The sequence below is a fragment of the Sphingomonas sp. KRR8 genome (assembly GCF_023559245.1).
In the GTDB taxonomy this organism is placed as follows: domain Bacteria; phylum Pseudomonadota; class Alphaproteobacteria; order Sphingomonadales; family Sphingomonadaceae; genus Sphingomicrobium.
On sequence record NZ_CP097462.1, the window covers coordinates 660,935 to 684,973 of the forward strand.

At 63.8% G+C, this 24,039-nt stretch carries 23 protein-coding genes and 1 pseudogene; 15 read left to right on the forward strand and 9 right to left on the reverse strand.

Annotated elements, in window-relative coordinates; genetic code table 11:
- Positions 1-24 precede the first annotated feature (24 nt).
- Both M8312_RS03360 and M8312_RS03365 read left to right on the forward strand, forming a co-directional pair.
- Positions 25-1,227, forward strand: a complete 1,203-nt coding sequence (locus tag M8312_RS03360) for a bifunctional 2-C-methyl-D-erythritol 4-phosphate cytidylyltransferase/2-C-methyl-D-erythritol 2,4-cyclodiphosphate synthase (RefSeq protein WP_284070198.1) — start codon at positions 25-27, stop codon at positions 1,225-1,227.
- A 2-nt stretch (positions 1,228-1,229) separates the two neighbouring features.
- Entirely contained in the window at positions 1,230-1,733 is a 504-nt protein-coding gene (locus M8312_RS03365) for a CinA family protein (RefSeq protein WP_250118976.1), read from the forward strand.
- On the opposite strand, the gene M8312_RS03370 is transcribed toward M8312_RS03365, so the two are convergent.
- Genes M8312_RS03370 through M8312_RS03380 form a run of 3 tightly spaced genes read right to left on the reverse strand, consistent with a single transcriptional unit; the run spans position 1,694 to position 3,478 of the window.
- Entirely contained in the window at positions 1,694-2,155 is a 462-nt protein-coding gene (locus tag M8312_RS03370) for a type II toxin-antitoxin system RatA family toxin (protein WP_250118977.1), read from the reverse strand. The two genes, M8312_RS03365 and M8312_RS03370, sit on opposite strands and share 40 nt — an antisense overlap.
- 7 nt (positions 2,156-2,162) lie before the next feature.
- Positions 2,163-3,086, reverse strand: a complete 924-nt coding sequence (gene lipA, locus M8312_RS03375) for a lipoyl synthase (RefSeq protein ID WP_250119827.1) — start codon at positions 3,084-3,086, stop codon at positions 2,163-2,165.
- Between the two features lie 56 nt (positions 3,087-3,142).
- Positions 3,143-3,478 carry a YMGG-like glycine zipper-containing protein gene (locus M8312_RS03380; protein ID WP_250118978.1) on the reverse strand — a complete coding sequence of 112 codons (336 nt, stop codon included), beginning with the start codon at positions 3,476-3,478 and terminating at the stop codon, positions 3,143-3,145.
- A 164-nt stretch (positions 3,479-3,642) separates the two neighbouring features.
- Here M8312_RS03380 and M8312_RS03385 point away from each other — a divergent pair, with 164 nt between their 5' ends.
- The 6 genes and pseudogenes from M8312_RS03385 (at position 3,643) to M8312_RS03410 (ending at position 7,652) form a co-directional block, all read left to right on the forward strand.
- Complete coding sequence (locus M8312_RS03385) at positions 3,643-4,275, forward strand: carbonic anhydrase (protein WP_250118979.1); 633 nt, start codon at positions 3,643-3,645, stop codon at positions 4,273-4,275.
- Complete coding sequence (locus M8312_RS03390; RefSeq protein ID WP_250118980.1) at positions 4,275-4,967, forward strand: NYN domain-containing protein; 693 nt, start codon at positions 4,275-4,277, stop codon at positions 4,965-4,967. The genes M8312_RS03385 and M8312_RS03390 overlap by 1 nt, the downstream gene beginning before the upstream one ends.
- 64 nt (positions 4,968-5,031) lie before the next feature.
- The gene (locus M8312_RS03395; protein ID WP_250118981.1) at positions 5,032-5,553 is read left to right on the forward strand and encodes a pyridoxamine 5'-phosphate oxidase family protein; all 522 of its coding nucleotides are present in this window, start codon (positions 5,032-5,034) and stop codon (positions 5,551-5,553) included.
- Between the two features lie 142 nt (positions 5,554-5,695).
- Positions 5,696-5,890 carry a hypothetical protein gene (locus M8312_RS03400; protein WP_250118982.1) on the forward strand — a complete coding sequence of 65 codons (195 nt, stop codon included), beginning with the start codon at positions 5,696-5,698 and terminating at the stop codon, positions 5,888-5,890.
- A gap of 45 nt (positions 5,891-5,935) precedes the next feature.
- Positions 5,936-6,661: pseudogene (mtgA, locus tag M8312_RS03405) on the forward strand (monofunctional biosynthetic peptidoglycan transglycosylase); the annotation flags it as partial.
- A 337-nt stretch (positions 6,662-6,998) separates the two neighbouring features.
- Positions 6,999-7,652 (forward strand): hemerythrin domain-containing protein, encoded by a 654-nt coding sequence (locus tag M8312_RS03410; RefSeq protein WP_250118983.1) that lies wholly within the window; start codon positions 6,999-7,001, stop codon positions 7,650-7,652.
- Positions 7,653-7,712: 60 nt separating this feature from the next.
- Here M8312_RS03410 and dnaE read toward each other — a convergent pair whose 3' ends face one another.
- Positions 7,713-11,171 carry a DNA polymerase III subunit alpha gene (dnaE, locus tag M8312_RS03415; RefSeq protein WP_250118984.1) on the reverse strand — a complete coding sequence of 1,153 codons (3,459 nt, stop codon included), beginning with the start codon at positions 11,169-11,171 and terminating at the stop codon, positions 7,713-7,715.
- A gap of 136 nt (positions 11,172-11,307) precedes the next feature.
- Here dnaE and M8312_RS03420 point away from each other — a divergent pair, with 136 nt between their 5' ends.
- The 5 genes from M8312_RS03420 to M8312_RS03445 are packed head-to-tail and all read left to right on the forward strand — an operon-like array spanning position 11,308 to position 15,541.
- Entirely contained in the window at positions 11,308-12,627 is a 1,320-nt protein-coding gene (locus tag M8312_RS03420) for a UDP-glucose dehydrogenase family protein (protein WP_250118985.1), read from the forward strand.
- Between the two features lie 14 nt (positions 12,628-12,641).
- The gene (locus M8312_RS03425) at positions 12,642-13,100 is read left to right on the forward strand and encodes a sugar 3,4-ketoisomerase (protein WP_250118986.1); all 459 of its coding nucleotides are present in this window, start codon (positions 12,642-12,644) and stop codon (positions 13,098-13,100) included.
- Positions 13,097-14,194 carry a DegT/DnrJ/EryC1/StrS family aminotransferase gene (locus M8312_RS03430; protein WP_250118987.1) on the forward strand — a complete coding sequence of 366 codons (1,098 nt, stop codon included), beginning with the start codon at positions 13,097-13,099 and terminating at the stop codon, positions 14,192-14,194. The genes M8312_RS03425 and M8312_RS03430 overlap by 4 nt, the downstream gene beginning before the upstream one ends.
- A gap of 4 nt (positions 14,195-14,198) precedes the next feature.
- Positions 14,199-14,660: an acyltransferase gene (locus tag M8312_RS14420; protein WP_284070199.1), complete on the forward strand. Its 462-nt coding sequence runs from the start codon at positions 14,199-14,201 to the stop codon at positions 14,658-14,660.
- On the forward strand, positions 14,657-15,541 hold the full coding sequence (locus M8312_RS03445; protein WP_250118988.1) for a glycosyltransferase family 2 protein: 885 nt from the start codon (positions 14,657-14,659) through the stop codon (positions 15,539-15,541). The genes M8312_RS14420 and M8312_RS03445 overlap by 4 nt, the downstream gene beginning before the upstream one ends.
- Here M8312_RS03445 and M8312_RS03450 read toward each other — a convergent pair.
- Positions 15,538-17,271 carry an ABC transporter ATP-binding protein gene (locus M8312_RS03450; protein WP_250118989.1) on the reverse strand — a complete coding sequence of 578 codons (1,734 nt, stop codon included), beginning with the start codon at positions 17,269-17,271 and terminating at the stop codon, positions 15,538-15,540. The genes M8312_RS03445 and M8312_RS03450 overlap by 4 nt on opposite strands.
- Before the next feature lie 147 nt (positions 17,272-17,418).
- Between M8312_RS03450 and M8312_RS03455 the strand changes: the two genes are divergently transcribed.
- On the forward strand, positions 17,419-18,654 hold the full coding sequence (locus M8312_RS03455) for a glycosyltransferase family 4 protein (RefSeq protein WP_250118990.1): 1,236 nt from the start codon (positions 17,419-17,421) through the stop codon (positions 18,652-18,654).
- Here the strand turns inward: M8312_RS03455 and M8312_RS03460 are convergent.
- Positions 18,597-19,871, reverse strand: a complete 1,275-nt coding sequence (locus tag M8312_RS03460) for a glycosyltransferase (RefSeq protein WP_250118991.1) — start codon at positions 19,869-19,871, stop codon at positions 18,597-18,599. The genes M8312_RS03455 and M8312_RS03460 overlap by 58 nt on opposite strands.
- Positions 19,872-19,935: 64 nt before the next feature.
- Between M8312_RS03460 and M8312_RS03465 the strand changes: the two genes are divergently transcribed.
- On the forward strand, positions 19,936-21,072 hold the full coding sequence (locus M8312_RS03465; protein WP_250118992.1) for a glycosyltransferase family 4 protein: 1,137 nt from the start codon (positions 19,936-19,938) through the stop codon (positions 21,070-21,072).
- Here the strand turns inward: M8312_RS03465 and M8312_RS03470 are convergent.
- From M8312_RS03470 to rfbB, 3 genes are read right to left on the reverse strand one after another with little or no spacing between them, the layout of a single operon-like run.
- Entirely contained in the window at positions 21,026-22,114 is a 1,089-nt protein-coding gene (locus M8312_RS03470) for a glycosyltransferase family 4 protein (protein WP_250118993.1), read from the reverse strand. The two genes, M8312_RS03465 and M8312_RS03470, sit on opposite strands and share 47 nt — an antisense overlap.
- The gene (rfbD, locus tag M8312_RS03475; RefSeq protein WP_250118994.1) at positions 22,111-22,998 is read right to left on the reverse strand and encodes a dTDP-4-dehydrorhamnose reductase; all 888 of its coding nucleotides are present in this window, start codon (positions 22,996-22,998) and stop codon (positions 22,111-22,113) included. Before rfbD ends, M8312_RS03470 begins: the two co-directional genes overlap by 4 nt.
- Positions 22,995-24,038, reverse strand: coding sequence for a dTDP-glucose 4,6-dehydratase (gene rfbB / locus M8312_RS03480; protein WP_250119828.1), 1,044 nt, complete (start codon positions 24,036-24,038; stop codon positions 22,995-22,997). The genes rfbD and rfbB overlap by 4 nt, the downstream gene beginning before the upstream one ends.
- Between the last annotated feature and the right edge of the window lies 1 nt (position 24,039).

Genomic DNA, 24,039 nt, shown 5'->3' on the forward strand with positions numbered 1-24,039 from the left:
CCATAACGGGCAAGGCGCACGGCTGTGAGCCAGGTTACCGCCCTCATCGTCGCCGCCGGCAGTGGCAGCCGCATGGGCGCCGACGTTCCCAAGCAGTTTCGTTCGTTGGGCGGGGTGCCGATGCTTCGCCGCGCCGTCCTTCCCTTCCTTGAACATCCCCGAGTGGACGCCGTCCGAGTCATTGTTGGCGAGGGACAGGAGGCGGTGGCCGCAGGGGCCTTGCGCGGGCTGGATGTCGGGACGTTGATCAAGGGCGGCAGGGAGCGCGCCGACAGCGTTCGCGCGGGTCTCGAGGCGGTGGCAGGCGGGATTGTGCTCATCCACGATGCGGCGCGCCCATTTTGCCCGGCGGAGGTGATCGATCGGCTGCTCGACGCGCTGGAGCGCGCCGATGGCGCTGTCCCGGTGCTTCCGGTGGCTGACACGCTGGCCAAGGGAGACAGCGAGCTCCGCGGCACGGTGAGCCGCCACCAGATGCTTCGGGTGCAGACCCCGCAAGCCTTTCAGGTGGAGGACCTGCTATATGCGATGGAGGAGTCCGGCAGCAGCACCGCGACGGACGAGAGCACGGTTCTGCAAAGCGCTGGCCTGAAGGTTGCGACCGTCGCGGGCGATGAGATGCTGCACAAGCTTACGAGCGCAAGGGATTGGGAACGCGCGGAAATGATGCTTTCTGCACAGTTGGTGGTTCGCACCGGCATGGGCTTCGACGTCCATGCTTTCGACGGACCCGGACCGCTGGTCATGGGCGGGATCAGTATTCCGCACGATCGGGGGCTCGCGGGCCATAGTGACGCCGATGTCGTCCTTCACGCGCTAACCGACGCCTTGCTCGGCGCCGCCGCCCTCGGTGACATAGGCCAGCACTTCCCGCCGTCCGACCCGCGATGGAAAGATGCGTCGTCTGATCGCTTCCTGCGTCACGCGTGCGACCTTGTGACGAAGCAGGGTGGACGCATCGATCACCTTGACTGCACCGTCATCTGCGAAGCGCCGAAGATTGGCCCGCATCGCGCGACCATCCAGTCCCGGGTCGCAGAGATCGCGGGGCTGAGGTCTGATCAGGTCAGCATCAAGGCGACAACCACGGAGCAACTGGGCTTCACCGGTCGCCGTGAGGGGATCGCGGCGCAGGCCGTCGCCACCATCCGCCTGCCCGATGGACCGTCTCGGTTCGGCCATGAGTTGAGCGCATCAGCGGCACCCGGCACAGCACACGAGGCATGACGATGGACAGCCTTCTCCCCGAACGTCTGGTCAGCAAAGCGCGGGAGGTGCTTGAGCTGAACCGGGCCGCTGGCCGCACCATTGCGCTGGCCGAGAGCTGCACCGGCGGGCTGGTGAGCGCGGCGCTGACGGAGATCGCCGGGTCGTCCGACGTGTTCCTGGCCAGCTACGTCGTCTACTCCAACGAGGCGAAGATGTCCGCGCTCAAGGTCAGCGAAGACGTGGTCGGCACGTTCGGCGCCGTCAGCGTTGCCACGGCCTGGGCCATGGCGCGCGGCGCGCTGATGTCGTCAGGCGCGGATGTTGCAGTGGCGATTACCGGGATCGCAGGACCCGGTGGCGGCACCCCGACCAAGCCGGTCGGCACGGTGGTCTTCGCCCGGGCGGAGCGCGACGAGGACCCCGAGAAGATCGTCGCGGACAGCCGCTTGTTCGACGCCGCCGAGGGACGTGGCGGGATCCGGCTTCAGGCGGCGCTCTGCGCGCTCGAACTGCTGGAGCCGTAAAGGCAGGCGGCGCGCTCTTCGAACGCGCCAGTCATCTTGCGCAGGGCGCGATCGAACACCTGTCCCGCCACCGCCTCGAAAATGCGCGAGCGAAAGGCAAAGTCGACCGAGAATTGGAGGTCGGTGCCGCCATCCGCCGCCGGCTCGAACCGCCAGTCATTGTGCAGATACTTGAGCGGGCCCTCTACATAGTCGACCTCGATGCGATCAGGCCGATGCTTGGTCACGCGACTGGTGAAGCGCTCCTTGAATGCCCCGAAGCCGACGATGAGGTCGGCCACCATCTCGGTTTCGGATGAGGAGCGCACGCGCACGGCCGTCACCCAGGGCAGGAATTCGGCATAACGCTTCACGTCGGCGACCAGCTCGAACAGCTGCTCGGGCGTGTAGGGAAGATGCTTGACCTCGCTGTGCCGCGGCATGGCGTCGTCAGCGTGTCCTGGCGCTCTGCTCCGCGCGGGAGGCTTGCATCTTCTTGAAGTCGTCGCCGGCATGGTAGCTCGAGCGGGTCAGCGGCGATGCTGCGACCAGCAGGAACCCCTTGGCGCGGGCGATGGAGGCGTAAGCCTTGAATGCGTCTGGAGTGACAAACTCTTCCACCGTGGCATGGCGCGGCGTGGGCTGAAGATATTGGCCCATGGTCAGGAAATCGATTCCAGCCGACCGCATGTCATCCATTACCTGGTGCACTTCGAGCCGCTGCTCGCCCAGCCCGACCATCACGCCTGACTTCGTGAAAATCGTGGGGCTGAGCCGCTTGACCTGCTCCAGCAGGCGCAGCGAAGCATAGTAGCGCGCGCCCGGGCGAATGGTCGGATAGAGCCTGGGGACGGTCTCGAGGTTGTGATTGTAGACGTCCGGGCCCGCGTCCACGATCCGCGCCACCGCCTCTTCCGACTTGTTGCGGAAATCGGGGGTGAGGATTTCGATGGTGGTGTTGGGGGTTTCCCGGCGCAGTGCCTCGATCACCTTGACGAATTGGGAGGCGCCACCGTCCGGCAGGTCGTCGCGATCGACGCTGGTGACGACGATATGCTCCAGGCCAAGCTCGGCGGCGGCGGTCGCCACATGCTGGGGCTCCAGGACATCGACAGCGCGCGGCATGCCGGTCTTCACGTTGCAGAAGGCGCATGCACGGGTGCAGGTGTCGCCCAAGATCATGACGGTGGCGTGCTTCTTGGTCCAGCATTCCCCGATGTTCGGGCAGGCTGCCTCCTCGCAGACTGTTGCGAGATTGAGATCGCGCATCAGCTTGCGCGTCTGCGAATAGCCCTCGCTGACCGGCGCCTTGACCCGAATCCAGTCGGGCTTGCGCTGCTTGGGTGGCGTCGGAAGAGTGGCCGGAGCGTTCATGCCGGCCAGATAGCGAGTGGGGACGGCAATCGCCACCCCCACTCCACCTTAGTCGATTAGCACTGGTTGTCGGGCAGATACACCACCTGGCCATACTGGTCGGTGTAGAAGCACCGGCCCGTCGTCGTGCGATAGGTCTGGCGGCCGTTGATCACCGCACCCAGCACGGCACCGGCAATACCACCGGCGATGGCGCCAGCACCCGTGCTCACGCCCGGAACCACGGCTCCTACGACCGCGCCGGTCGCCGCACCCACGGCGGCACCGGTCAGCGCGCCGCTGGCGGTCGAACGGTTTCCGTACGGACGATTGTAGCCGTAAGGGTCGGTCGTCGCGCAGCCCGAGAGGCCAACGCTCGCCGCAACCGCGGCCGTCAGAAATAGCTTGTTCATGTCCCTCAACTCCTCGTTTCGGTTCTGCACTCTTCCGCATCAAAGGATGGACCGCCCGCAAGTTCCCAATCGGCCATTTGCCATCCCAAAGCGAGGAGCGTAGCGGGCGGCGGAGCCAGTTCGGACTGGCAGCGTTGGTTCGCCGCCAAAGGGAGATCAGACCGGTGCCAGAGTTTCGTGCGCTACTTCGCGGCTATCACCGTTTCCGCCACGACCGCTACGAGGCCGAACGCCGGCGCTGGGCCAGTCTCGCGACCGGGCAGGCCCCGCCAGTGATGATCATTGGCTGCTGCGACAGCCGGGTAGATCCCGCCACCATCTTCGACACGGAGCCCGGCCAGGCCTTTATCCTGCGCAACATCGCCAATCTTGTACCGCCGTTCGAGCTTGGCGGTGGTCTCCACGGAGTGAGCTCGGCGCTCGAATTCGCGGTGGCCAAACTGCAGGTGCGGCACATTGTGGTCATGGGTCATGGTGCTTGCGGCGGGGTCGCCGCTGCCCTTGATGGGCATGGTGAGCCGGACCGCATCTTCATCGACCGGTGGATTTCGCTGCTGGATCCCGCGCTCGAGCGCGTTCGGGCCAGCGGCGTTCCGGACCAGCACCACGCGCTCGAGCTCGAAGGGGTGAAGACCAGCCTTGCGAATCTGCGCACCTTTCCCTTTGTGAGGGAACGCGAGGATGCAGGCGAGCTCAAGCTGCACGGTTGCCACTTCGCGATCGCGGAGGGCCAGCTTTGGGAGCTGGATGAAGCGAGTGGCTCATTCCATCTCGTCGACGAAACGGAAGCCGTCTGATGAGCGATGAGCTCAACATCGCCCTGCTGATCGATGCCGACAACGCCTCGCCGGATCATCTTGACGAAGTGCTGCTGGTGTTGGGTGAGCTTGGTACCATCAACATCCGGCGGGCGTACGGCAACTGGCAGAAACCGGCGCTGAAAGGCTGGGGGCAGCTCAGCACCGCTCACTCCATCATCCCGGTTCAGCAATTCGATGTGGTCAAGGGCAAGTCGGCAACCGACATGCGCATGACGATCGATGCCATGGACTTGCTTTACCGCGGTCACGTCGACGGATTCGGCATTGTCAGCAGCGACAGCGACTTCCTGCCTCTCGCCCAGCGAATCCGCGAGAACGGCTTGCCCGTTTACGGCTTCGGGACCGCCAAGACGCCGATCAGCTTCCAAAACAGCTGCACGCGTTTCTTCGATGTCGCCGCGCTTGCCGACTCTGCTGCTGGCAATGACGAGAGCGCTAGCGTGGACGACGAACTCCTCAAGGTGCTTGGTGCGGCGTGGAAGGCCAGCAAGCGCGACGAGGAGGGCTTCGCGCCCCTCTCGGAGGTGGGGCAGCGGGCCAAGGCTGTTTCGTCATTCGCGGCTCGAAACTACGGCTTCGCACGATTGAGCGACCTCATCCGATCGCTGCCCAACTTCGAAGTCCGCACCACCAGCGACGGTGCACAGCTGGTCCGACGCCTCCGCTAGGAACCTCCCCGCCCCTTCTCCGTTCGGAAAGCCAAACAAACGAACACTCGAGAAGGATGTACTCATGGCCGACGCCGACCGCTCGCAGGAGCTGAAAGAGCTATTCTGGAAGGAACTGGCGAACTCGCCCTTCGTGATGATCGGCCTGCGCGGCGTGGAAGACAGCCGGACTCGTCCCTGGACGGCGCAGATCGACTCACCCGATGGAGCGGACAAGAAGGACGGGGGCACCATTTATTTCTTTGGCGCCAAGTCAGAAGCGATTGTCGAAGGTCTGTCTCAGAACAACCGGGCCGTCTGCACCTACGCGTCCAAGGGGCACAACCTGTTCGCGCATATTCACGGCACCCTCGTCGCGGTGAATGATCGGGCGCTGATCGACAGACTGTGGAATCCATTCGTCGCGAGCTGGTACAAGAACGGCAAGGACGATGCCGATCTCCAGCTCCTCCGATTTGACACGGAAAAAGCGGAAATCTGGAAAGCCGAGAGCGGATCGACACTCGTCGCGGCGGCGCTCAAAATGATCGGTCGCGACCCCGGCAAGGATCATGAGCGCGAGAACCAGGCCGAAGTCGCACTTTAACCGACGTTGCGGCGAAGCATCGCGTCCGCATTTCCGTCGGACACCACCTGGCGGTCGGGAACCGATCGTCAGGTGGCATGTTCAGGGTTTCTCGGTAGCGGTCCGCGCTGGCCGAGCCTGTCTTGCCAAAGGTATCGGAATCTTGGCCACCGACCTTCACCCTGTGCATGCGCCGTCCGCCGGCAGCCAAGCTTTTCCACAAGCCGGAGAGACCTTGGCCGAGAAGGCGGAGCGCTGCCGTCGACTCGCTGCAGGCATCTCGGACCGGCAAGCGGCCGACGTGCTGCGTGGTATGGCACTGCAATATGAGAATAGCGCCGCCCGGTTGAAATCTTAAAGCGCGTCGCTCGACAGCAACGGGCCCTCGCGTTAGCTCGGCCCTATGGCCCGAGCCCCAGCGATCCCCCGTTACAAGCGCCGTCGTCCGGATCGGTCGTGGCCACGGCGATTGCTGGGACTGCTCCTCAAGACCATTCTGATCCTGCTGCTCCTCTCGGTGCTTTGGGTAGGGCTGTACCGGTTCGTCAATCCGCCGGTCACTGCCACCATGCTGGGTGACATCCTGGCGGGCCGAGGAGCCAGACGCGAGTGGGTGGGCATCGACCATATCGACCGCGACATGGTCCGCGCCGCGATCGCTGCCGAAGACAGCAAGTTCTGCCGTCACAACGGTTTTGATCTTGATGCCATCGAGGCGGCCATGCAACGCAACGCCTCGGGCGGCCGGATACGTGGCGGCTCCACGATCAGCCAGCAGACCGCCAAGAACGCCTTCCTGTGGCAAGGCGGTGGATATGCCCGCAAGGGGATCGAGGCCTGGTTCACCTTCTTGATCGAGCACTTGTGGGGCAAGCGCCGCATCATGGAGGTGTATCTCAACGTCGCGGAGACGGGCATCGGGACTTATGGTGTGAACGCCGGGTCAGAGCGTTACTATGGTCATGACGCGACCGCGATGAGTGCCGTCGAGGCCGCCCGGCTCGCGGCCATCCTGCCCCTGCCGAAAGAGCGCGGCGCCATTTCCCCCAAGGGCTTCACCCGTCGTTACGGCAACAGCATTGCAGCTCGCATCGGCGTTGTGGCGCGCGATGGTCTGGATGGCTGCGTTTATGCCGGAGGCACGGCACCGGTGAATCGCGCGGCCCCGCCTTCCGCCAAGCCGACCGTTGTTCCGGGCTCCGAATATGAGAGTGCCAAGCCGCTACCTCCGCTGGAGACCGTGACCCGAGATCTTCCCGAGACGCCCGCACCCACGCCCGAGCAGGCGGGACCCGCGCCTGAAGCTCCGTCTACAACGGAGGGCACGCCGACAGACGAGGCGGAGCAGCCCGCTTCTGCGCCACCGGAGCCAGCGAACAGCAACTGACTGAAAACGGCTCGCAAAAGGAACGACGCCACTCTCCTGACGGTTGCACCCGCATATCCCTATTTTCAGGAGAGTAGACATGGCGACGCGTAGCGAGACCCGTGACCGCAAGACTTCGAGCCAGACCCGTTCTGGTCGTACCAACGACAGTAGCCGCAGCGCGTTCAGCTTCGGTGAAGGCAGCGCTGCTGGCGCTGCCCCTCTTCTCGGCGCCCTAGCGGCCGGTGCTGCGATCGGCCTCGGTGCCAATTGGGCGCGCAAGTTCCTGATGCAGAAGTCGGAGTCGATGGCCGCCGGCAACGAGTGGGACGAGATACTCAAGCTTGAGCACAAGGCGACGCTGGCTAAATTTGACCTGCTACTCGCAACGGACGATAGCGACACCGGAAAGCGTGCCGCCTTGGTGAAGACGATCCATTATGCGCTGAACAAGCATGCTCATCAGGAAGAGCAGGTGGTCTACCCCGCGCTTCGCCAGGCCAATGAGACGGTCGATGCCGACCATCTCGAACATGAGCATGGATATGTGAAGACCTTCCTCTATGAGCTTGAAAATATGGAGAAAGACGCTCCCCAGTTTCTTGACCGGGTACGGGAGTTCCGCAATCTCGTCGCCGAGCATGTACGGATGGAAGAAGAGCAGGTCTTTCCGCACTTCAGGGGTGAATTGAGCGAAGAGCAGAACACCAAGATCACCATGCTGATGAACAAGGAAGGCATGAAGATGCTGTGAGGCTGAAAGAGCCCAGCATGTAGGAGGGCGGGTGCGGCTGAGGCCGCGGCCGCCCTTTTTTTACCCGACCAGTCGCAGGGCTTCCTGCACCCCCAGCGTGACCGCCTCACTGCCCGCGATCCGTTCGATGCGAGCCGCAAGCTCGGCGTCGAGCGTGTAGTTCCGGCCAAGCAGCAACACCGCTTCGCTGCCATCGGCTAGAGCGGTTACCAGTCGAACGAGGCCAGTGCCGCCTTCGACCTTGCGCAACTCCGTGCTGAGGTCCGACATTACGGCGGGATCGCTGCAGCGGATCGTGAGCTCGATCCGGCTGCGGCGGGCCAGATCGTCCAGAGGCTGGAAGCGCTTGATGGTTACTCGCGGCTGTTCCTCACCGGGGCGACGGTCGAGTTCGACCGTGAGCAACCCGCACTTGCCGTCCTTCGCCGCCGCTTCGACCGCGGCCGAAGCGTCTTCGTCGAAGATGGTCGCGTCGAACTGCCCCCCACTGTCGCTCATCCGCGCCATGAGAAAGCGGCGGCCTTTCTGGGAGGTTCGCCAGCGGGCTTCTTCGACGAGGCCGGCCATTACGGCGCCTGCGCGGCCGCCGTCGGCCGGGAGCGGCACGGACCCAAGCTCGCTGCTGATGCGAACGCGATGCGCCTTTAGCAGATGCCGGTGGTGATCGACCGGGTGCGCCGAGAAATAGAAACCGAAGGCCTCGCGCTCCGCGGCCATCCGCTCAGACAGCGACCAACGCGCGTCTTGTGGGAGCCGAATTGGCGCGACCTGGGCGTCCCCCGGACCACCGAAGAGCCCGCCCTGCCCGCTCGTCCGCTGCTCATGCGCGCTGGCGGCGTGGGCAAGGATCAATTCGGCACCGGCGAACACGGCGGCCCGGTCAGGGTTGAGGCGATCGAATGCGCCCGCGGCCGCCAGGCTCTCAAGCTGACGACGGTTGAGCAGGCGCGGGTCGATCCGCTCGGAAAAGGCGTCGAGGCTGGCGAAGGCGCCGCTGGCTTTCCGATCGCGAACGAGATCGGCCATCGCGCCCTCACCTACTCCCTTCAAGGCGCCGAGCGCGTAGCGTACCTTCCCATCGTCCACCGAGAAATCGGCTTCGCTAGCATTGACGTCCGGTGGTAGCAGTTCGTGGCCGAGCCTGCGCAAATCGTCGGCAAACAGGCAGAGCTTATCCGTCTGGTGCATGTCGAAGCTCATCGAGGCGGCGAAGAATTCGGCCGGGTGATGGGCCTTCAACCATGCGGTGTGGTAAGCCACCAGGGCGTAAGCAGCGGCGTGGCTCTTGTTGAAGCCGTAGCCGGCGAATTTGTCGATCAAATCGAACAGTTCGTTTGCCTTGGCTTCGCCGATCGCCTGGTCGGCGCACCCTGCCACGAAGCGGGCCCGCTGAGCGTCCATCTCCGCCTTGATCTTCTTGCCCATGGCGCGCCGCAGCAGGTCGGCCTCGCCCAGGCTGTAGCCGGCCAGCACCTGTGCGGCCTGCATCACCTGCTCCTGGTAGACGAAGATGCCGTAGGTTTCCTTGAGCACCTCTTCGAGCAAGGGATGCGGATACTCGATCTTCGCCCGCCCGTTCTTGCGGTCGCCGAACAGCGGGATGTTGTCCATCGGCCCCGGTCGGTACAGCGACACAAGCGCGATGATGTCCCCGAAGTTGGTCGGGCGAACCGCGGCAAGCGTTCTCCGCATTCCTTCGGATTCGAGCTGGAATACGCCGACCGTATCACCACGCTGCAGAAGTTCGTAGACGGCCGGATCGTCCCAGCCGAGCGCCGCGAAGTCGACCTTTACTCCGCGCTGGCCAAGCAGTCGCTGGCCCTCCTTGAGCACGGAGAGTGTCTTGAGGCCGAGGAAGTCGAACTTGACCAGCCCCGCCGCCTCGACATGCTTCATGTCGAATTGGGTGACCGGCATGTCGGAGCGTGGATCGCGGTGGAGGGGCACCAGCTCTTCGAGCGGCCGGTCGCCGATCACCACACCCGCCGCATGGGTCGAGGCATGCCGCGGCAAGCCTTCGAGCTTCATCGCGAGATCCAGCAGACGCTTGACCTGAGCGTCGGCCTCCATCTCGTGGATGAGTTCCGGCACCCGGTCGTTCGGCTTCTTGGGGTCACGGCCAAGGGCCCGGCTAAGCGTCCAGGGGTCCGTCGGATGACTTGGCACCAGCTTCGCCAGTCGGTCCACATGACCATAGCTCATCTGGAGGACGCGGCCCGTATCCTTGAGCACCGCGCGCGCCTTGAGGCGCCCGAAGGTGATGATCTGCGCTACACGGTCACGGCCATATTTCTGCTGGACGTAGCTGATGACCTTGTCGCGGTGGGTTTCGCAGAAATCGATGTCGAAGTCGGGCATCGACACGCGTTCCGGATTGAGGAAGCGTTCGAACAGCAGGTTGAGCGCCAAGGGATCGAGATCGGTAATGGTCAGCGCCCAGGCAACGACCGACCCCGCGCCGGAGCCGCGCCCTGGTCCGACGGGAATGTCGTTGGCTTTCGCCCACTTGATGAAATCGGCGACGATCAGGAAATAACCCGAGAAACCCATCCGCGCGATGACATCGATCTCGAAGTCGAGCCGTTCGCGATAGCGGGCGAGGTCCTCTTCGCTTCGGCCGTCCAGTCGCGCGTCAAGACCAGCGTGGGCATCGCGCCTCAGTTGCTCATCTTCGTCATCGCTGAGACGGGGCAGGATGGGCTTGCGCTTCGGCGCCGCAACCGCGCAGCGCTGGGCGATGACTGCCGTATTGGCGAGCGCCTCGGGCAAATCGGAGAACAGCTCCTCCATCAGGGCTGCCGGTTTCAGCCATGCATCCTCGCTGCTGCTTTCCCGGTTGGCGCTATCGACCTGCGATGAGCTGGCGATGCAGAGCAGGGCGTCGTGCGCCGCGTGGAAATGCGGTTCGGCGTACAGGGCTGGGTTGGTCGCGACCAAGGGCAAGTCGAGAGCGTAGGCGAGATCAATCAGGGCGCCCTCGGCTTGCTCTTCCGCCGCATCGCCACGACGCGAGAGTTCGACATAGAGCCGGTCGCCAAACGTCTGGCGCAGACGCTCGAGCCACCGTTGCGCAGCGCCGGCCTGCCCTTCCGCTAGCAGGCGCACGGCCGTGCCCTCCCCGCCCGCGGTCAGCGCAATCAATCCTTCGCTGAGTTCGGCGAGCTTGGCGTAAGTGACGTGCGGGTCCGCCGTGTCCGGACGCGCCATGTGCGCGGTGGAAACCAAGCGGCAGAGGTTGGCATAGCCGTCCTCGTCCTTCGCCAGCAGCACCAGCCAGTCGAGGCCGCCGCCGGGCAGGTCGGCCGGCCGCGCGATCCCCAAGGTCGCGCCGATCACCGGCTGAACGCCTTCACCCTTGCAGTAATCCGAGAACGCCATTGCTGCGTAGAGGCCGTTTCGATCGGTCAGCGCGGCGGCCGGGAAGCCGAGCTTGCGGGCCTGCTTGGCGATATCGGACGGCTCCATCGCCCCTTCGAGCATGGTGAAGGAAGAGAAGACCCGCAGCGGAACGAAGACCATGGCCTGACTATAGCCCTACTGATCCCGAGGGAAAGCTGAACGCCATCACTTATCCACCGCTTTCGCGCGGCCTAGCCAGCACCGGCCGCGCTGGTTAAAGCCGCCGACAATTCTTCAACAGGACGCTGCGCTTCTCATGCATATCGTGATGATCGGTACCGGTTACGTAGGGCTCGTGTCCGGGGCTTGTTTCGCCGACTTCGGTCATCAGGTGACCTGCGTCGACAAGGATGCGAGCAAGATCGACGGGCTGCACCAAGGCCGTATGCCGATCTGGGAGCCCGGGCTCGAGGCAATCGTCAGCCACAATGTCCAGCGCGGCCGGCTGACGTTCACCACCGAGCTCAAGCCGGCGATCGACACTGCCGACGCGGTCTTCATTGCTGTTGGCACGCCCACCCGGCGGGGAGACGGGCACGCGGATCTGACCTACGTCTATGCCGCTGCGAAGGAAATCGCGGGCGCGCTGGTGAAGCCGGCGGTGATCGTCACCAAGTCGACCGTGCCCGTCGGCACTGGCGACGAGATTGCGAAAATCCTCAAGGACAACAGCGCGCCGGAGGGCACCAGCGTCGCCTCGAACCCCGAGTTTCTGCGCGAGGGCGCTGCCATCCGCGACTTCAAGATCCCTGATCGCATCGTCGTCGGGGCCGAGGACGACCATGCCCGCGAAGTACTGCGGGAAATCTACCGGCCGCTGTTCCTCAACAAGGCGCCGATCCTGTTCACCGGCCGGCGAACAGCGGAGCTGATCAAATATGCAGCGAACGCGTTCCTGGCGACGAAGATCAGCTTCATCAACGAGATCGCGGACTTGTGCGAGGTCGTGGGCGGCGACGTCCAGGAAGTGGCGCGCGGGATTGGCCTCGACAATCGCATTGGCCCAAAGTTCCTTCACGCCGGCCCTGGCTACGGCGGAAGTTGCTTTCCAAAGGATACGCTTGCCTTGCTGCAGACGGGTGAAAGCTACGGTGTACCGATGCGGATCGTCGGCAGCGTCGTCGCCGTCAACGAAGAGCGCAAGAACAAGATGGCGGACCGCGTGCGGGAAGCGCTGGGTGGGACCCTGCAAGGCAAGCGGATCGGCGTGCTCGGCCTGACGTTCAAGCCCAACACCGACGACATGCGGGATGCCCCTAGCCTCTCGCTGATCGCCAAATTGCAGGAGGGCGGCGCCACCGTCGCGGCCTTCGACCCCGTCGGGATCGAAGCGGCGCGCCCGATGCTTAAGGACGTGGACTTCACCAGCGACGCCTATGCCGCGGCAACGGACGCCGACGCTCTCGTACTGGTCACCGAGTGGGACGAGTTCCGCGCCCTGGACCTGAAGAAGCTGGCGGGCGTCATGCGCGGGAACGCCCTCATCGATTTGCGCAACGTTTATGAGGCTGGCGAGGTCATCAGGGCCGGTCTCGACTATCGCGGGATCGGTGTTCCCGCCGTGACCGCCGCCTAGCCCGCGGGGACGATATGTCCGAACTAACCGGGACTGCGGCATGGTCGGACGATAATGGGGTGCTGCCTGGTGGCTGCCGGCTCATCCCTCTCATGGTTCGCGGGGACGAGCGGGGCCTGCTGATGCCGTTCGAAGGCGAGCGGAACGTGCCGTTTGCGATTGCACGGGTGTACACGGTGTTCGGCACCCTTCCTGGAGTCCGCCGCGGCTTCCATGCCCATCGCCGGCTGCAGCAGGCAGCGGTGGTGGTTGCCGGAGCCTGCACCATGCTGCTCGACGACGGGCGTGAGCAGCGCCGGATAAGGCTCGACCGTCCAGAGGTGCTTCTAACGTTGCCGCCGATGGTCTGGCACGAAATGGAAGACTTCACCCCGGACTGCGTGCTGATGGTGCTGGCCGACGCCCCCTACAGCGAAGCGGACTACATCCGCGATCATGGCGAATTCCTGCGCCTGGCGGGCGAGAAGGCATGAAGGTCCCATTTCTTGAGCTCAAGTCTGCGTACGAGGAGCTCCGGGGCGAGATCGACGAGGCCATCGCTCGTTCCGTCGAGTCGGGTTGGTATGTCGGCGGCCCTGAGCTGAAGCAGTTCGAGCAGGCCTTCGCGAGCTATACTGGTGCCAGTCACACGGTCGGCGTGGCGAACGGATTGGACGCGCTGCACCTTAGCTTGCGCGCGATGAACGTTGGCCCGGATGACGAGGTGATTGTCGCCAGCAATAGCTACATTGCAACCGTACTGGCCGTTACCATGACCGGCGCGACGCCGGTGCTGGTCGAACCTGATCCAAACACCCACAATCTCGACCCTTCGAAGGTGGAAGCGGCGATCAGCCGGCGAACGAAGGTGATCCTGCCGACCCATCTTTACGGGCAACCGGCTGATCTCGACCGGCTGCTGGCGCTCGCCACGCAACATGGGCTCAAGCTGCTGGAGGATGCTGCGCAGGCCCATGGCGCCACCTGCAACGGTCGGCGAGTGGGCGCGCATGGCCATGCCGTCGCCTGGAGCTTCTACCCAAGCAAGAACCTCGGCGCCTTGGGTGACGCTGGGGCCGTCACGACCAATGACGGCGAACTGGCAGACCGCATCCGTACGCTTGGCAATTACGGGTCGCATGTCCGATACGTGAATGAAGTGCAGGGGGTGAACTCGCGCCTTGATCCGCTTCAGGCTGCGGTGCTCAACGTGAAGCTTGCCCGACTGGACCAATGGAACAGCCGTCGTGCGCGCATTGCCAGCTTTTATCTGGCAGAACTTGCCGACGCCGACCTTGTACTTCCGGCCGTGCCGTCCTGGGCGTCACCCGCATGGCACCTGTTCGTCATCCAGAGCGACGACCGCAATGCGCTACAGCAACGCCTGTGCGACAGAGGGGTGCAAACGCTGATCCACTACCCCATCCCTCCACACCTGCAGCAAGCCTATGCCGGCTGGGGCTTCGGTCCCGGCTCCTTTCCCGTTGCCGAGCAGCTTGCCGAACGGGTGCTCAGCTTGCCCATCGGACCGCATATGACCGATGCTCAGGTTGAGCATGTGATCACCGCGGTCAAAGCAGCGGTCTGACGGGATGACAGCGGCAATCCATCCGAGCGCCCATGTCGACCCTGCCGCCAAGATCGGTGACGGCACGCGCGTGTGGCAGAATGTCGTGGTGCTCGCAGGTGCCACCGTGGGTCGCGACTGTAACCTTAATGCCCTTACGTTGGTGGAGGGCGGTGCACGGATCGGCGACCGTGTGACGCTCAAGTGCGGAGTCTACGTGTGGGACGGCATTGTCCTTGAAGATGATGTCTTCGTGGGCCCGAACGCCACATTCACCAACGATCCTCTGCCCCGCTCCCGGCAGCGGCCGCAAAGCTTTGCAGCCACTCGCGTGTGCAAGGGAGCGTCGATCGGTGCTGGCGCCGTCATTCTGCCGGGCCTGACCATCGGTGCAGGCGCCATGATCGGCGCTGGCGCGGTTGTCACCAGGGACGTGCCAGCTGGCGAGACCTGGGTCGGCAACCCGGCCAGACCGCATCGTCCGTGAGCAACGCACCCCCGAGCCTTTCGGTCCTGCTGCTTTGCTGGAACCACGCTCCTTACCTTGAGCAATGTATCCGGGCGCTCGCCGCTCAGGACCGCACGACCGTGGAGATACTGTTCCTCGACAATGCCTCAAGCGACGGCTCGCCGGAAATCGCCCGGCGGCTCTTTCGTGAGTGCGGGCTTCCCGCGAAGATGCTGAGCAACGATCAGCCACATGGTATCTCCGCCAACTTCAATCGCTTGCTCAATGAATCCTCCGGCGAGCTGGTAGCGGTGCTCTCGACTGACGACTGGTATGAGCCGGGCTACGTCGCGGCGATGCGCCAGGCTGCGGTGGTGGATACCAAGGCGGGCTGGTTCACATGCGGCGGCTATTACTTCTTTGAAGACGAAGGTACACGAGTGCCCGTCAATGACGGTCGGTTTCGGGGCGGCGACGTGCTGGAAGCCCTCCTAGTGGGAGAGGATCCGTTCTTCTTCGTGGGTTGCTGCTATCGTCGGGCCGCACTTCTCGAAGTCGGCGCTTGGGACGAGGCGCTCCCGATCGAAGACCGGGACCTGTTCCTTCGTCTCGCCCAACGTTACCCCGTCCACACTGTTTTCGAGCGACTGGTGAACTATCGCCGAGCGAGCAACACCGCGTCGGCAAATCCTGAGTTCATGGCGCGAGGCTTAGACGCCTTCTTCGCCAAGCACCAAGCGGCGTTCGGACGTCAGTGGCGGTCTCGTTACGCCGCCGCCCTGCGCGGGCCAGCGGTAATCGCGATTGATCAGGGCCGCCTCGACCTCGCCCGCAAGATCCTGGCGCAAGCATTCCGGCTGTTCCCCTGGGATCCGCAGCTTTGGAGAACCGCGGTATACTGGCTTCGGCAGACCCTCTAGGTCAGCTCCGCAACCGAGCCGACGATGCGGGCGATGCGCCCCTTCTCGAGCACCACAATCCTGTCGCAGCCGGCAAGGGTTCCGAGCCGGTGCGCGATCATGATGATGGTGATGTCGCCCGGCAGTTGCTCGATCGCCTGCATCACGGCGGCCTCCGTTTCACTGTCCAGCGCGCTCGTGGCCTCATCGAACACCAGGACGGATGCCTTCTTGTAGAGCGCCCGAGCAATACCGAGCCGCTGTCTTTGCCCACCGGAGAGTCTTGCCCCCCGCTCACCGACCATAGTTTCCACACCGTCGGGCAGTTCGGCGACCAGCGACGCTAGGCCCGCGGCGGTGAGTGCCTCTCCAACCAGCCTGTCGTCGATCTCATGGTTGTCGAGGCCGAAAGCCACGTTCTGGCGGATAGTACCATCCAGCAGGAAGATGGACTGGGGCACATGGGCGACCTGGGCCTGCCACCATGGCCGTCGTGCCCCTCTCACGGGCTCGCCGTCGATCAGCAAATCACCCTTGTTCGGCTCCAGCAGGCCGAGAAGCAGGTCCATCAGCGTGCTCTTGCCCGAGCCGGTCGGCCCCACGATCCCGACCCGTTCGCCCTTGCCGATGGTCAGGTTGATATCGGCCAGCGTTGGACGACGATCATAGGCGAAGCTGACCCCGGCCAGCGCAAGCTCCCTAGAGAAATGGCCGCGAGCGGTACTTTGCTCAGCCATCGGTAAAGGCAGCCGAAGAAGATCGGTGACGTCCTCAAGGGTTTTCTGATTGCCAAGGAAAGCCGACCAACCCTGAAAGGCCGTTTGGACCTGAGGCAACAGCCGAAGCGCCCCAAGTGCCATGACCCCAAGCGATGGGAGCGAACCAGTGATACCGCCAGGTTGCCGGCTGAGGTAGAAGCCGAACGCGGCGACGAACAGCATCAGCACGGTCTCCACGACCACACGCGGGGCAAAGTTGATGGTGCTGTTGAGGATCATCGCCTTGCGTGTCTGGTCAGCGGCATCTTCCATGCGGGCTTCGAAGGCACGCTGGCTCTGGTCGAGCAGGACGTCGCGAATGCCGCCCAGCGACTCCTGAACCACCTGGACGCGCCTTCCCCACACGTTTGCCAAGGCTGTCGCGTTGCGGCGAAGCGGCCGCCGAACAACCAGACTCACCAGCAGATATGCGATGATGAGCGAACCGCCTCCGATGAGGGCCATTCGGGCGTTCACTGCGACCAGCAGGACCATGAGGGCGATGGAGAGGACCACCGCCGCGACGGCTTGCAGACCGCTCAGGACCACGCTGTAAGCAAGATTGTGGGTCTTCTCGAACCGGCTGATGAGGTCGGCGCTGTGCGTCCGGTTGTAAAATGGGTAGGGTTGTCGAACCATCCGGGCGAAGGCCGAGACGTTGATGTCCTTGATGACACCAAATGCGGTCGCCTGGATGGCGTAGGTCAGCCACAGCCTGACCGCTCCGGCGACCAGGAAGGCGAGGCAAAAGAGCGCAACCACCGCTCCCTGACCTTGCCGCTCCATGATCTCCAGTAGCCAGGGTCCGATCACGGGTATCCGCGCGAGTTGCTGGGCATCTGTAAAGAAGGCGAGTAGCGGCAGCAGGGCGCCGACCATTGCAGCTTCGGCGACCGCGCCGACGATTACCAGGATAGCGTTTCCGCCGACCTGCAGTTTCCGGCTACCAGGAAGATGCTGCCAGATCAGCCCGAGATCCTGTTTCGCGCTCATGAAGAACGACGCTCAAGAAGCTTGAGGAGTGCTGCCGGCATGGTCAGATGATCGATCCGGTCGTTGAGCACTGTTAAATTCTCGGCCCGACGATTGAGCATGGCGCGACAGCGGGTTAGCACCACTCCCCGCCCGCGCCAGCCTTTTTTGGCGGATCATCGAACCGTTCGGAGACCTGGCCTGCGCATCCTGATCCTCCTTGAGACCCTCACGACTGGTGGCGCCGAGCTGTTTGCAATCCGCCTCGCCAACGCGCTTGCCGCCGAACACGAGGTGCTGCTGGCGGTGATGCACGGAGAGTTGGTGGAGCAGCCGTTGCGGCAGGCGGTCAGCCCAGAAGTTCTCTTCGAGGCCCTGCACCTTCCTGCCAAGCGCTGGTGGTTCCGCGCGGACACGGCCCTGCGACGTTTGCGTCTTGACCGATCCTTCCTGCGCGCTGCACAGCACCGCTGGCTAAGTCGTCTGGTCGCCGACTTTCGGCCTGACATCGTCCATTCGCATCTGCTGAAGGCCGACTGGCTGGCACTTCAGACGCGCGCTCAGCAGGCTACTTCATTTCGGCACGTCCTCACCATGCACGGCGATTACGCGCCGTTCCTTGCCGGGCAGAGCGACCCCCAGATTCTGCACATCGGCGAGGTAGTTCGGTCGGTACTCGATCGGACGGACGGTGTGGTCGCCATCTGTGACGAACATCGTCGCTTCTTACTGCAGATCGATCCGTCGCTCGAAGGCAAGGTCGAGACAATCGTGAACGGCTACCAAGCCAGCTCCGGAAGCCCTGTGCCCCCATTGCAGGCAGCGGAGTTCCGTTTCGGCATGGTCTCACGCGGCGTGCGGCTGAAAGGCTGGGACGTCGCGATCGAGGCCTTCGCTCTGCTTGGCCGGCCAGGAGCGACCCTTACCCTGGTAGGAGAAGGACCGCATCTCAACCAACTGCGAACGCGTCCCCTCCCCAGCAATGTGCACCTGGTGGGCGCGACTTCCGAACCGCTGGGCTACATTCGCCAGTTCGACGCCAGCCTGCTGCCCACCCTCTTCCCGCACGAGAGCCTGCCAACGGTCATCATCGAGTATCTGCTCTGCGGCAAGCCTGTCATTGCGACGGACGTCGGAGAGGTCAGGACGATGCTAACGGCGCCTGATGGTACGATGGCGGGCCGGTTGCTCGACTTCGCCCGGTCCACCGTCTCACCGATCCAGCTTGCCGGCTTCATGGCCGAGCTCATGGACAATGCTGCCCTACGCCTCACCATGAGCCAGGCGGCCACGCAGGCTGCCAAACGCTTCGACATGCGCCGGTGTGTTGAAGCCTATCTCACCCTTTACCGGCGGCTGATCGACGGCTCGCCGAGCACGCCCGCGACCAGGTCGAACCACTGATTGCCGATTACCTCGCGGCTAAAGTCCTCCATTCGCATGCGCCCGGCAACGCCTGCCAACCGACGGGCAGTCGGATCGTCAATGAGCATGCCAAGAGTGTCCACCCAATTCCGGATGGCAGCGTCCTTTCCATGACCCTCCACCAGCAGAGGCATCAGGTGCCCGAATGGCGTTGGCTCGCACTGACGGATCGGACTGGCTGGCGTTTCAGTCGCTGGCGCGAGTATTTCTCGCGGCCCAGTCGGACAGTCCGCACTGACCACTGGTAGGCCGCAGATCATTGCTTCGCAGAGCGCAAGAGGAAACCCCTCCCAGTCGGACGGAAAGACGAAGAGGTCGGCCTGGGCCATCCACTGGAAGGGATTGGACCGAGCCCCGAGCAGATAAAGATCGAACTCTGGGGCCAGATCATCCTCGCGCCACGCTGCCCATGTCTTCAGCCCCAGGGCTTGCGCGTGGTCGAACAAGGCCTCGCGCAGCTCACCGTCTCCCAGGATGATCAGTGTTGCTAGGCGCTGCTTTCGGAGCGCTGCGAAGATGTCGATCAACGCCCGCTGGTTCTTCTGCGGATGCAGCCGACCACTGGTCACGAGAACCGGCGCTTCCCCGAACAGCGCCTGCTCATCCGGCTGCAGCGGCACGGCTGCGCCTGACCGAATGGTGTCATGATCGAAGAAGTTGTTGATGACCTGGATGCGTCCGGCGTCCAAACCCAACCCAATCAGCTCACGGGCAATGTCCCGGCTGACGGTTACCACCCGATCGGCGCGCCGGTAGAGCCACGGCTGCAGCAGGCGATTCTGCAGGAAGCCCGACCAGCCCGACACTTCCCTGTCCCCCCGCTTCGAACCGTGCACAACCGCGATCGTCCGTTCAGCTCCCTTGCTCAGCAGGTTCACATAGTCCGCACCCGGCATGTGGCTGATGCAGAGCCGCGCGCCGCTCTCGCGCTTGATCCGCCGCATTGCCGCTACTCGCCGGGCGAAGTTCCCTGCCTTGTTGAGCAGGCCACCACCACCGCCAACGTCCAGCGTGAGCAAGGGATTGCCGGTGGGGAACGGCTGGCCACCATCCCGGTTGAACGCGACGTCGACCACCCGATACCGTTCAGCGAGTAGTATCGAATGATCCTGGAACACGCGTTGTGCGCCGCCGACGCCAAGGTTGGGGATCAGCATCAGGATGTCGGCGGGAGGGACCGCTTCGGAGTGGGTCACGAGCGATCCGGCATGGCGATGCCTTGGGTTGCCATGCGCTCCTTGCGGACGCAAGGCGAATGGCGTGCCGAACGCCCATAAGCCCTTGATCGCAGTGCTGGACGGCAGCATCGCCGTCACCGGTGCGCTGAAGGCCGTCGCCGTCGGTGCGAATCTGCTTGCGGGCGAAACCCGCACGCTGCTCATCCTGCCCGAAGGTTCGCTGGTGAGCCCGTCGGATGTGCCAGCGTGTGTCGACCTAGTCTTCGCTCCGCTACCGATGCTGCGTCGATCGGTCGCCAGCCTGCTGACCTACCTTCCCGCGACCCTGCGGTCGGCGCTCCACCTGAAGCGACTGCTAAAGGAACGGCAGGTTAAGACGCTGCAGGTAAACGACTTCTATCTCCTGCCTGGCTTCCTTGTTCGACCGCTCGGCTGGAAGGGGCGCATCGTCGCGATGCTGCGGATCGACACCAGGCGTTTCGGCTTGGCAGGGCGCTTATGGCTAAATGTTGCGAGGCGCTGGAGCGACCGCCTTTGCGCGGTTTCCCGCTTCATTGCGGATACAGTCGGCGGTGCACCGTCACCGATGGTACTCCTGAACCCCGTCGAGAACGTCTCTCGACGGACTGACATCGACGGGCCACGGCCTCCGCGGCTTGTCTTCATCAGCAATTACATACGCGGCAAAGGGCAGGATACCGCCATCCGCGCATTCCAGCGCGCCGCCGCTGACTTTCCAGACGCCGAACTTCATTTCCACGGCGGCGACATGGGCCTGGCGAAGAACGTGACTTACCGACGGGAACTCGAGGCACTCGCAGCGTCCGGTGCCGGGGCGCAGCAGATTCGCTTTCACGACTTCACGACCGACACCGCAGCCATCCTTGATGGGGCTCGCGCTGCCCTCGTCCTGTCACACTCGGAAAGTTTTTCGCTGACTTGCCAAGAGGCGAGCGCACACGGTGTTCCGGTGATCGCCACCCGCTGCGGCGGTCCCGCCGAAATCGTAGAAGATGGCGTCACGGGGTTCCTGATTGCAGTTGAGGATGACGAAGCTGCAGCCGACCGCATGCGGCGGTTGCTGAGAGATCCGGAGCTCGCTGAAGCGATGGGACAGCGCGGGGCAGCGCTGATGCAAGAGCGCTTCAGCCCGGAACGCTGGGTACGTGAGGTCAGACCGCTGCTCGGCCTTCCTGATCCTGTTTCGCCAGCTCTCTAAAGAGCCTGATCAGGCGCGGCGCCTGGCTCGCTAGCGAGTAATGTTCAACCGCGCGATGCCGCCCGACTCCCCCCATCTGAATTCCCGAAGCGCGGTCGTCTAGGAGTCGGCGCAGCGCCTTCTCCCACTCGTCCTCCGTGGTCGCCAGCAATCCGGTGGTTCCATCCACGACAATCTGCTGGTTGACGCCGACAGGCGAGGCCACCGTAGGGAGCCCACAAGCCATGTACTGGATAAGTTTGTAGCCGCTCTTGCCTCGCTGAAACGGAGCATCGAGCAGCGGCATGATGCCAATGGTAAAGCGCTGGACCTCGGCGATCTCGCTCGCCTCGGTCCAGTCGACAAGCTCAAGGCCTTGGAAGCGGTCCGCCTCCGCCGCCTTCCCGGCTCCGACTGCCCGGATCCTTACGCCAGTCTCGCGGTGCAGGCGGGCGAGCAGCGGCAGTAGCGGGCGAACGTTCGCCCAAGTCGTCGGTGAGCCGATCCATCCGATGACCGGTTGCTCAATCGCCCGAGCAGCCGGAACGTATCGGTCGGTGTCGACAACCGTCGGAACCACCATGCTCCGCTCGCACCAGAGTTGCGCATACTCACGCAAATATTCGTTGCCGCAGGTGCAGGCGGCGGCACCCTGGATGAGAGGGCGAAGCTTGTCGGTCAGCAGACCTCGCACCAGCGATCGCGGATGGCCATCGTACGGCACGAAGAAAGCATCATCGTAGTCATAGACGACTGGGATTCCCCAGCGATGAACTAGCCCCTCGAACCATGCGGGCAACCAGGGGAACAGCTCCGCATAAACCCAGATGAGGTTGGCATCAGGTCGCCGCGAGAGAGTCTTCAGTCGCGCAAGATAGGAACTCAGGATCGCAACGCGGGAGGCTCGGCCGTTTCCAGTCAGGCTGCGGATGTACGCGTCATCCAGCAGCGGCTGATAATCGACTTCAATCCCTGCAGCCGCCAGCGCGGGCAGATATTGCAGCAGGCGTTGCCGGGTGCTCGCCGCTTCGCGATCATATTTCGTAAGCGCCAGAACCTTCATTCGGCGCCGGCCAGCCTGCGGACAATGGTGTGCAGGGATCCCCGCCAGTCGGGCATGGCGAAGCCGGTGGCGGCTTCAAACCGGCCACAATCCAGTACCGAATAGCTGGGTCGAAGCGCCCGTGTCGGCCATTCGGATGAGAGAATGGGCCTGACCGCCGCATGAGGAAGGCCGCTGGCCGCTGCCTCCGCCATAATCGCCGTAGCCAGGTCGAACCAGGTCGCCTGTCCTGTTCCGGCGAGATGAAACGTGCGCCCAGTCAGATCCGCACAGCCCTGCCCCAGCAACTCGGCCGCTCGCAGGATCCCGCTGGCAAGGTCAAGGGAGCTGGTGGGGTTCCCACGCTGGTCTGCAACCGCGCTAAGGTCAGGCCGGCTTCGAGCGGCGGCAAGCATTGACGTCACGAAATTGCGCCCGAATGGGCTGATGACCCATGCGGTGCGAAGGATGACGTGGGCGGGATTGGCTGCCCTCACGGCTTCCTCGCCAGCCAGCTTGCTCGCGCCATAGCTGTTGAGCGGCGCAGTCGGGCGGTCTTCGTCGATCGGCTTTTCGCCAGTGCCGTCGAAGACATAATCGGTCGAAATCTGGATGATCGGGGCCCCGACCTCGCGGGCGGCCTGTGCAGCTTCGCCAGCCGCGGCACCGTTGATCCGTCGAGCCAACTCCGGCTCGTCCTCTGCCTGGTCGACCAGCGTGTAGGCCGCGGCGTTCACAACCAGGTCGGGGGACTGAGCAAGTATCGCAGTTCGCAGCGAACCTGGCTCGGTCATGTCTACCTTCGGGCGTCCGGTAGTGACGATTTGGATGTCAGGATGGCCAGCGGCCTGCTCGACCAGGCTGCGGACCAGTTGGCCCTTGCGGCCGGTCACCAGCAGCCTCATGCAGTCCGTCCCAGCCGCTCCCCAGCGTACTGCTCCCGCAGTGGCCGCCACCACCACTCATTGGCAAGATACCAATCGACGGTTCGGGCAAGCCCGCTCTCGAAGCTCTCCTGTGCACGCCAACCAAGCTCCCCCTCGATCTTGGATGATTCTATTGCATACCGACGGTCGTGGCCGGGACGGTCGGTAACGAATTCGATCAGAGATCGGCGCGGCCTGCCATTCCCAAGCGGTACACGCTCGTCGAGCAGGTCGCAGATCGCCTCGACCACCTGCAGGTTTGTCCGCTCCGCACGACCGCCGACGTTGTAGCTCTCCCCGACCACTCCGCGCGTCAGCACCGCTTCGAGCGCGGCGGCGTGATCTTCGACGAACAACCAGTCCCGGACATTTTCGCCACGCCCGTAGACTGGCAGAGCCCTGCCCTCGAGAGCATTCAGGATGACGAGCGGAATAAGCTTCTCGGGAAAGTGATAGGGTCCGTAGTTGTTCGAGCAGTTGGAAAGCACCACGGGCAGGCCGTAGGTCTCACTCCAGGCACGAACGAAGTGATCGCTTGCCGCCTTTGAGGCGGAGTAAGGCGAAGACGGCCGATAAGGCGTCTCCTCGGTGAACACGCCTTCGTCGAATGGAAGGTCGCCGAACACCTCGTCGGTGGATATGTGGTGAAAGCGGAAGCCCTGTTGCGCTTCCACAGGCAACCCTCGCCAGTAGTCGAGGGCCGCCGAGAGCAGGCGGAAAGTGCCGACGACGTTTGTCTCGACGAAAACTCCAGGGCCATCGATGGATCGATCGACATGGCTTTCAGCGGCGAGGTGCATGATGCCCTCGACCTGCTCCTCTCGCAGCAGGCTGCCGACCAGCGCGGTGTCGCCGATGTCCCCCTGCACGAAGCGGTGGCTTGCTGCCTTCTCGACATCGCGAAGGGACGTCAGCGAACCCGAATAGGTCAGCTTGTCGAGGGTGATCACCCGCCGGCCCTGCCCCACCAAGCGGCGCACCACCGCGCTGCCGATGAAGCCGGCGCCACCGGTGACCATG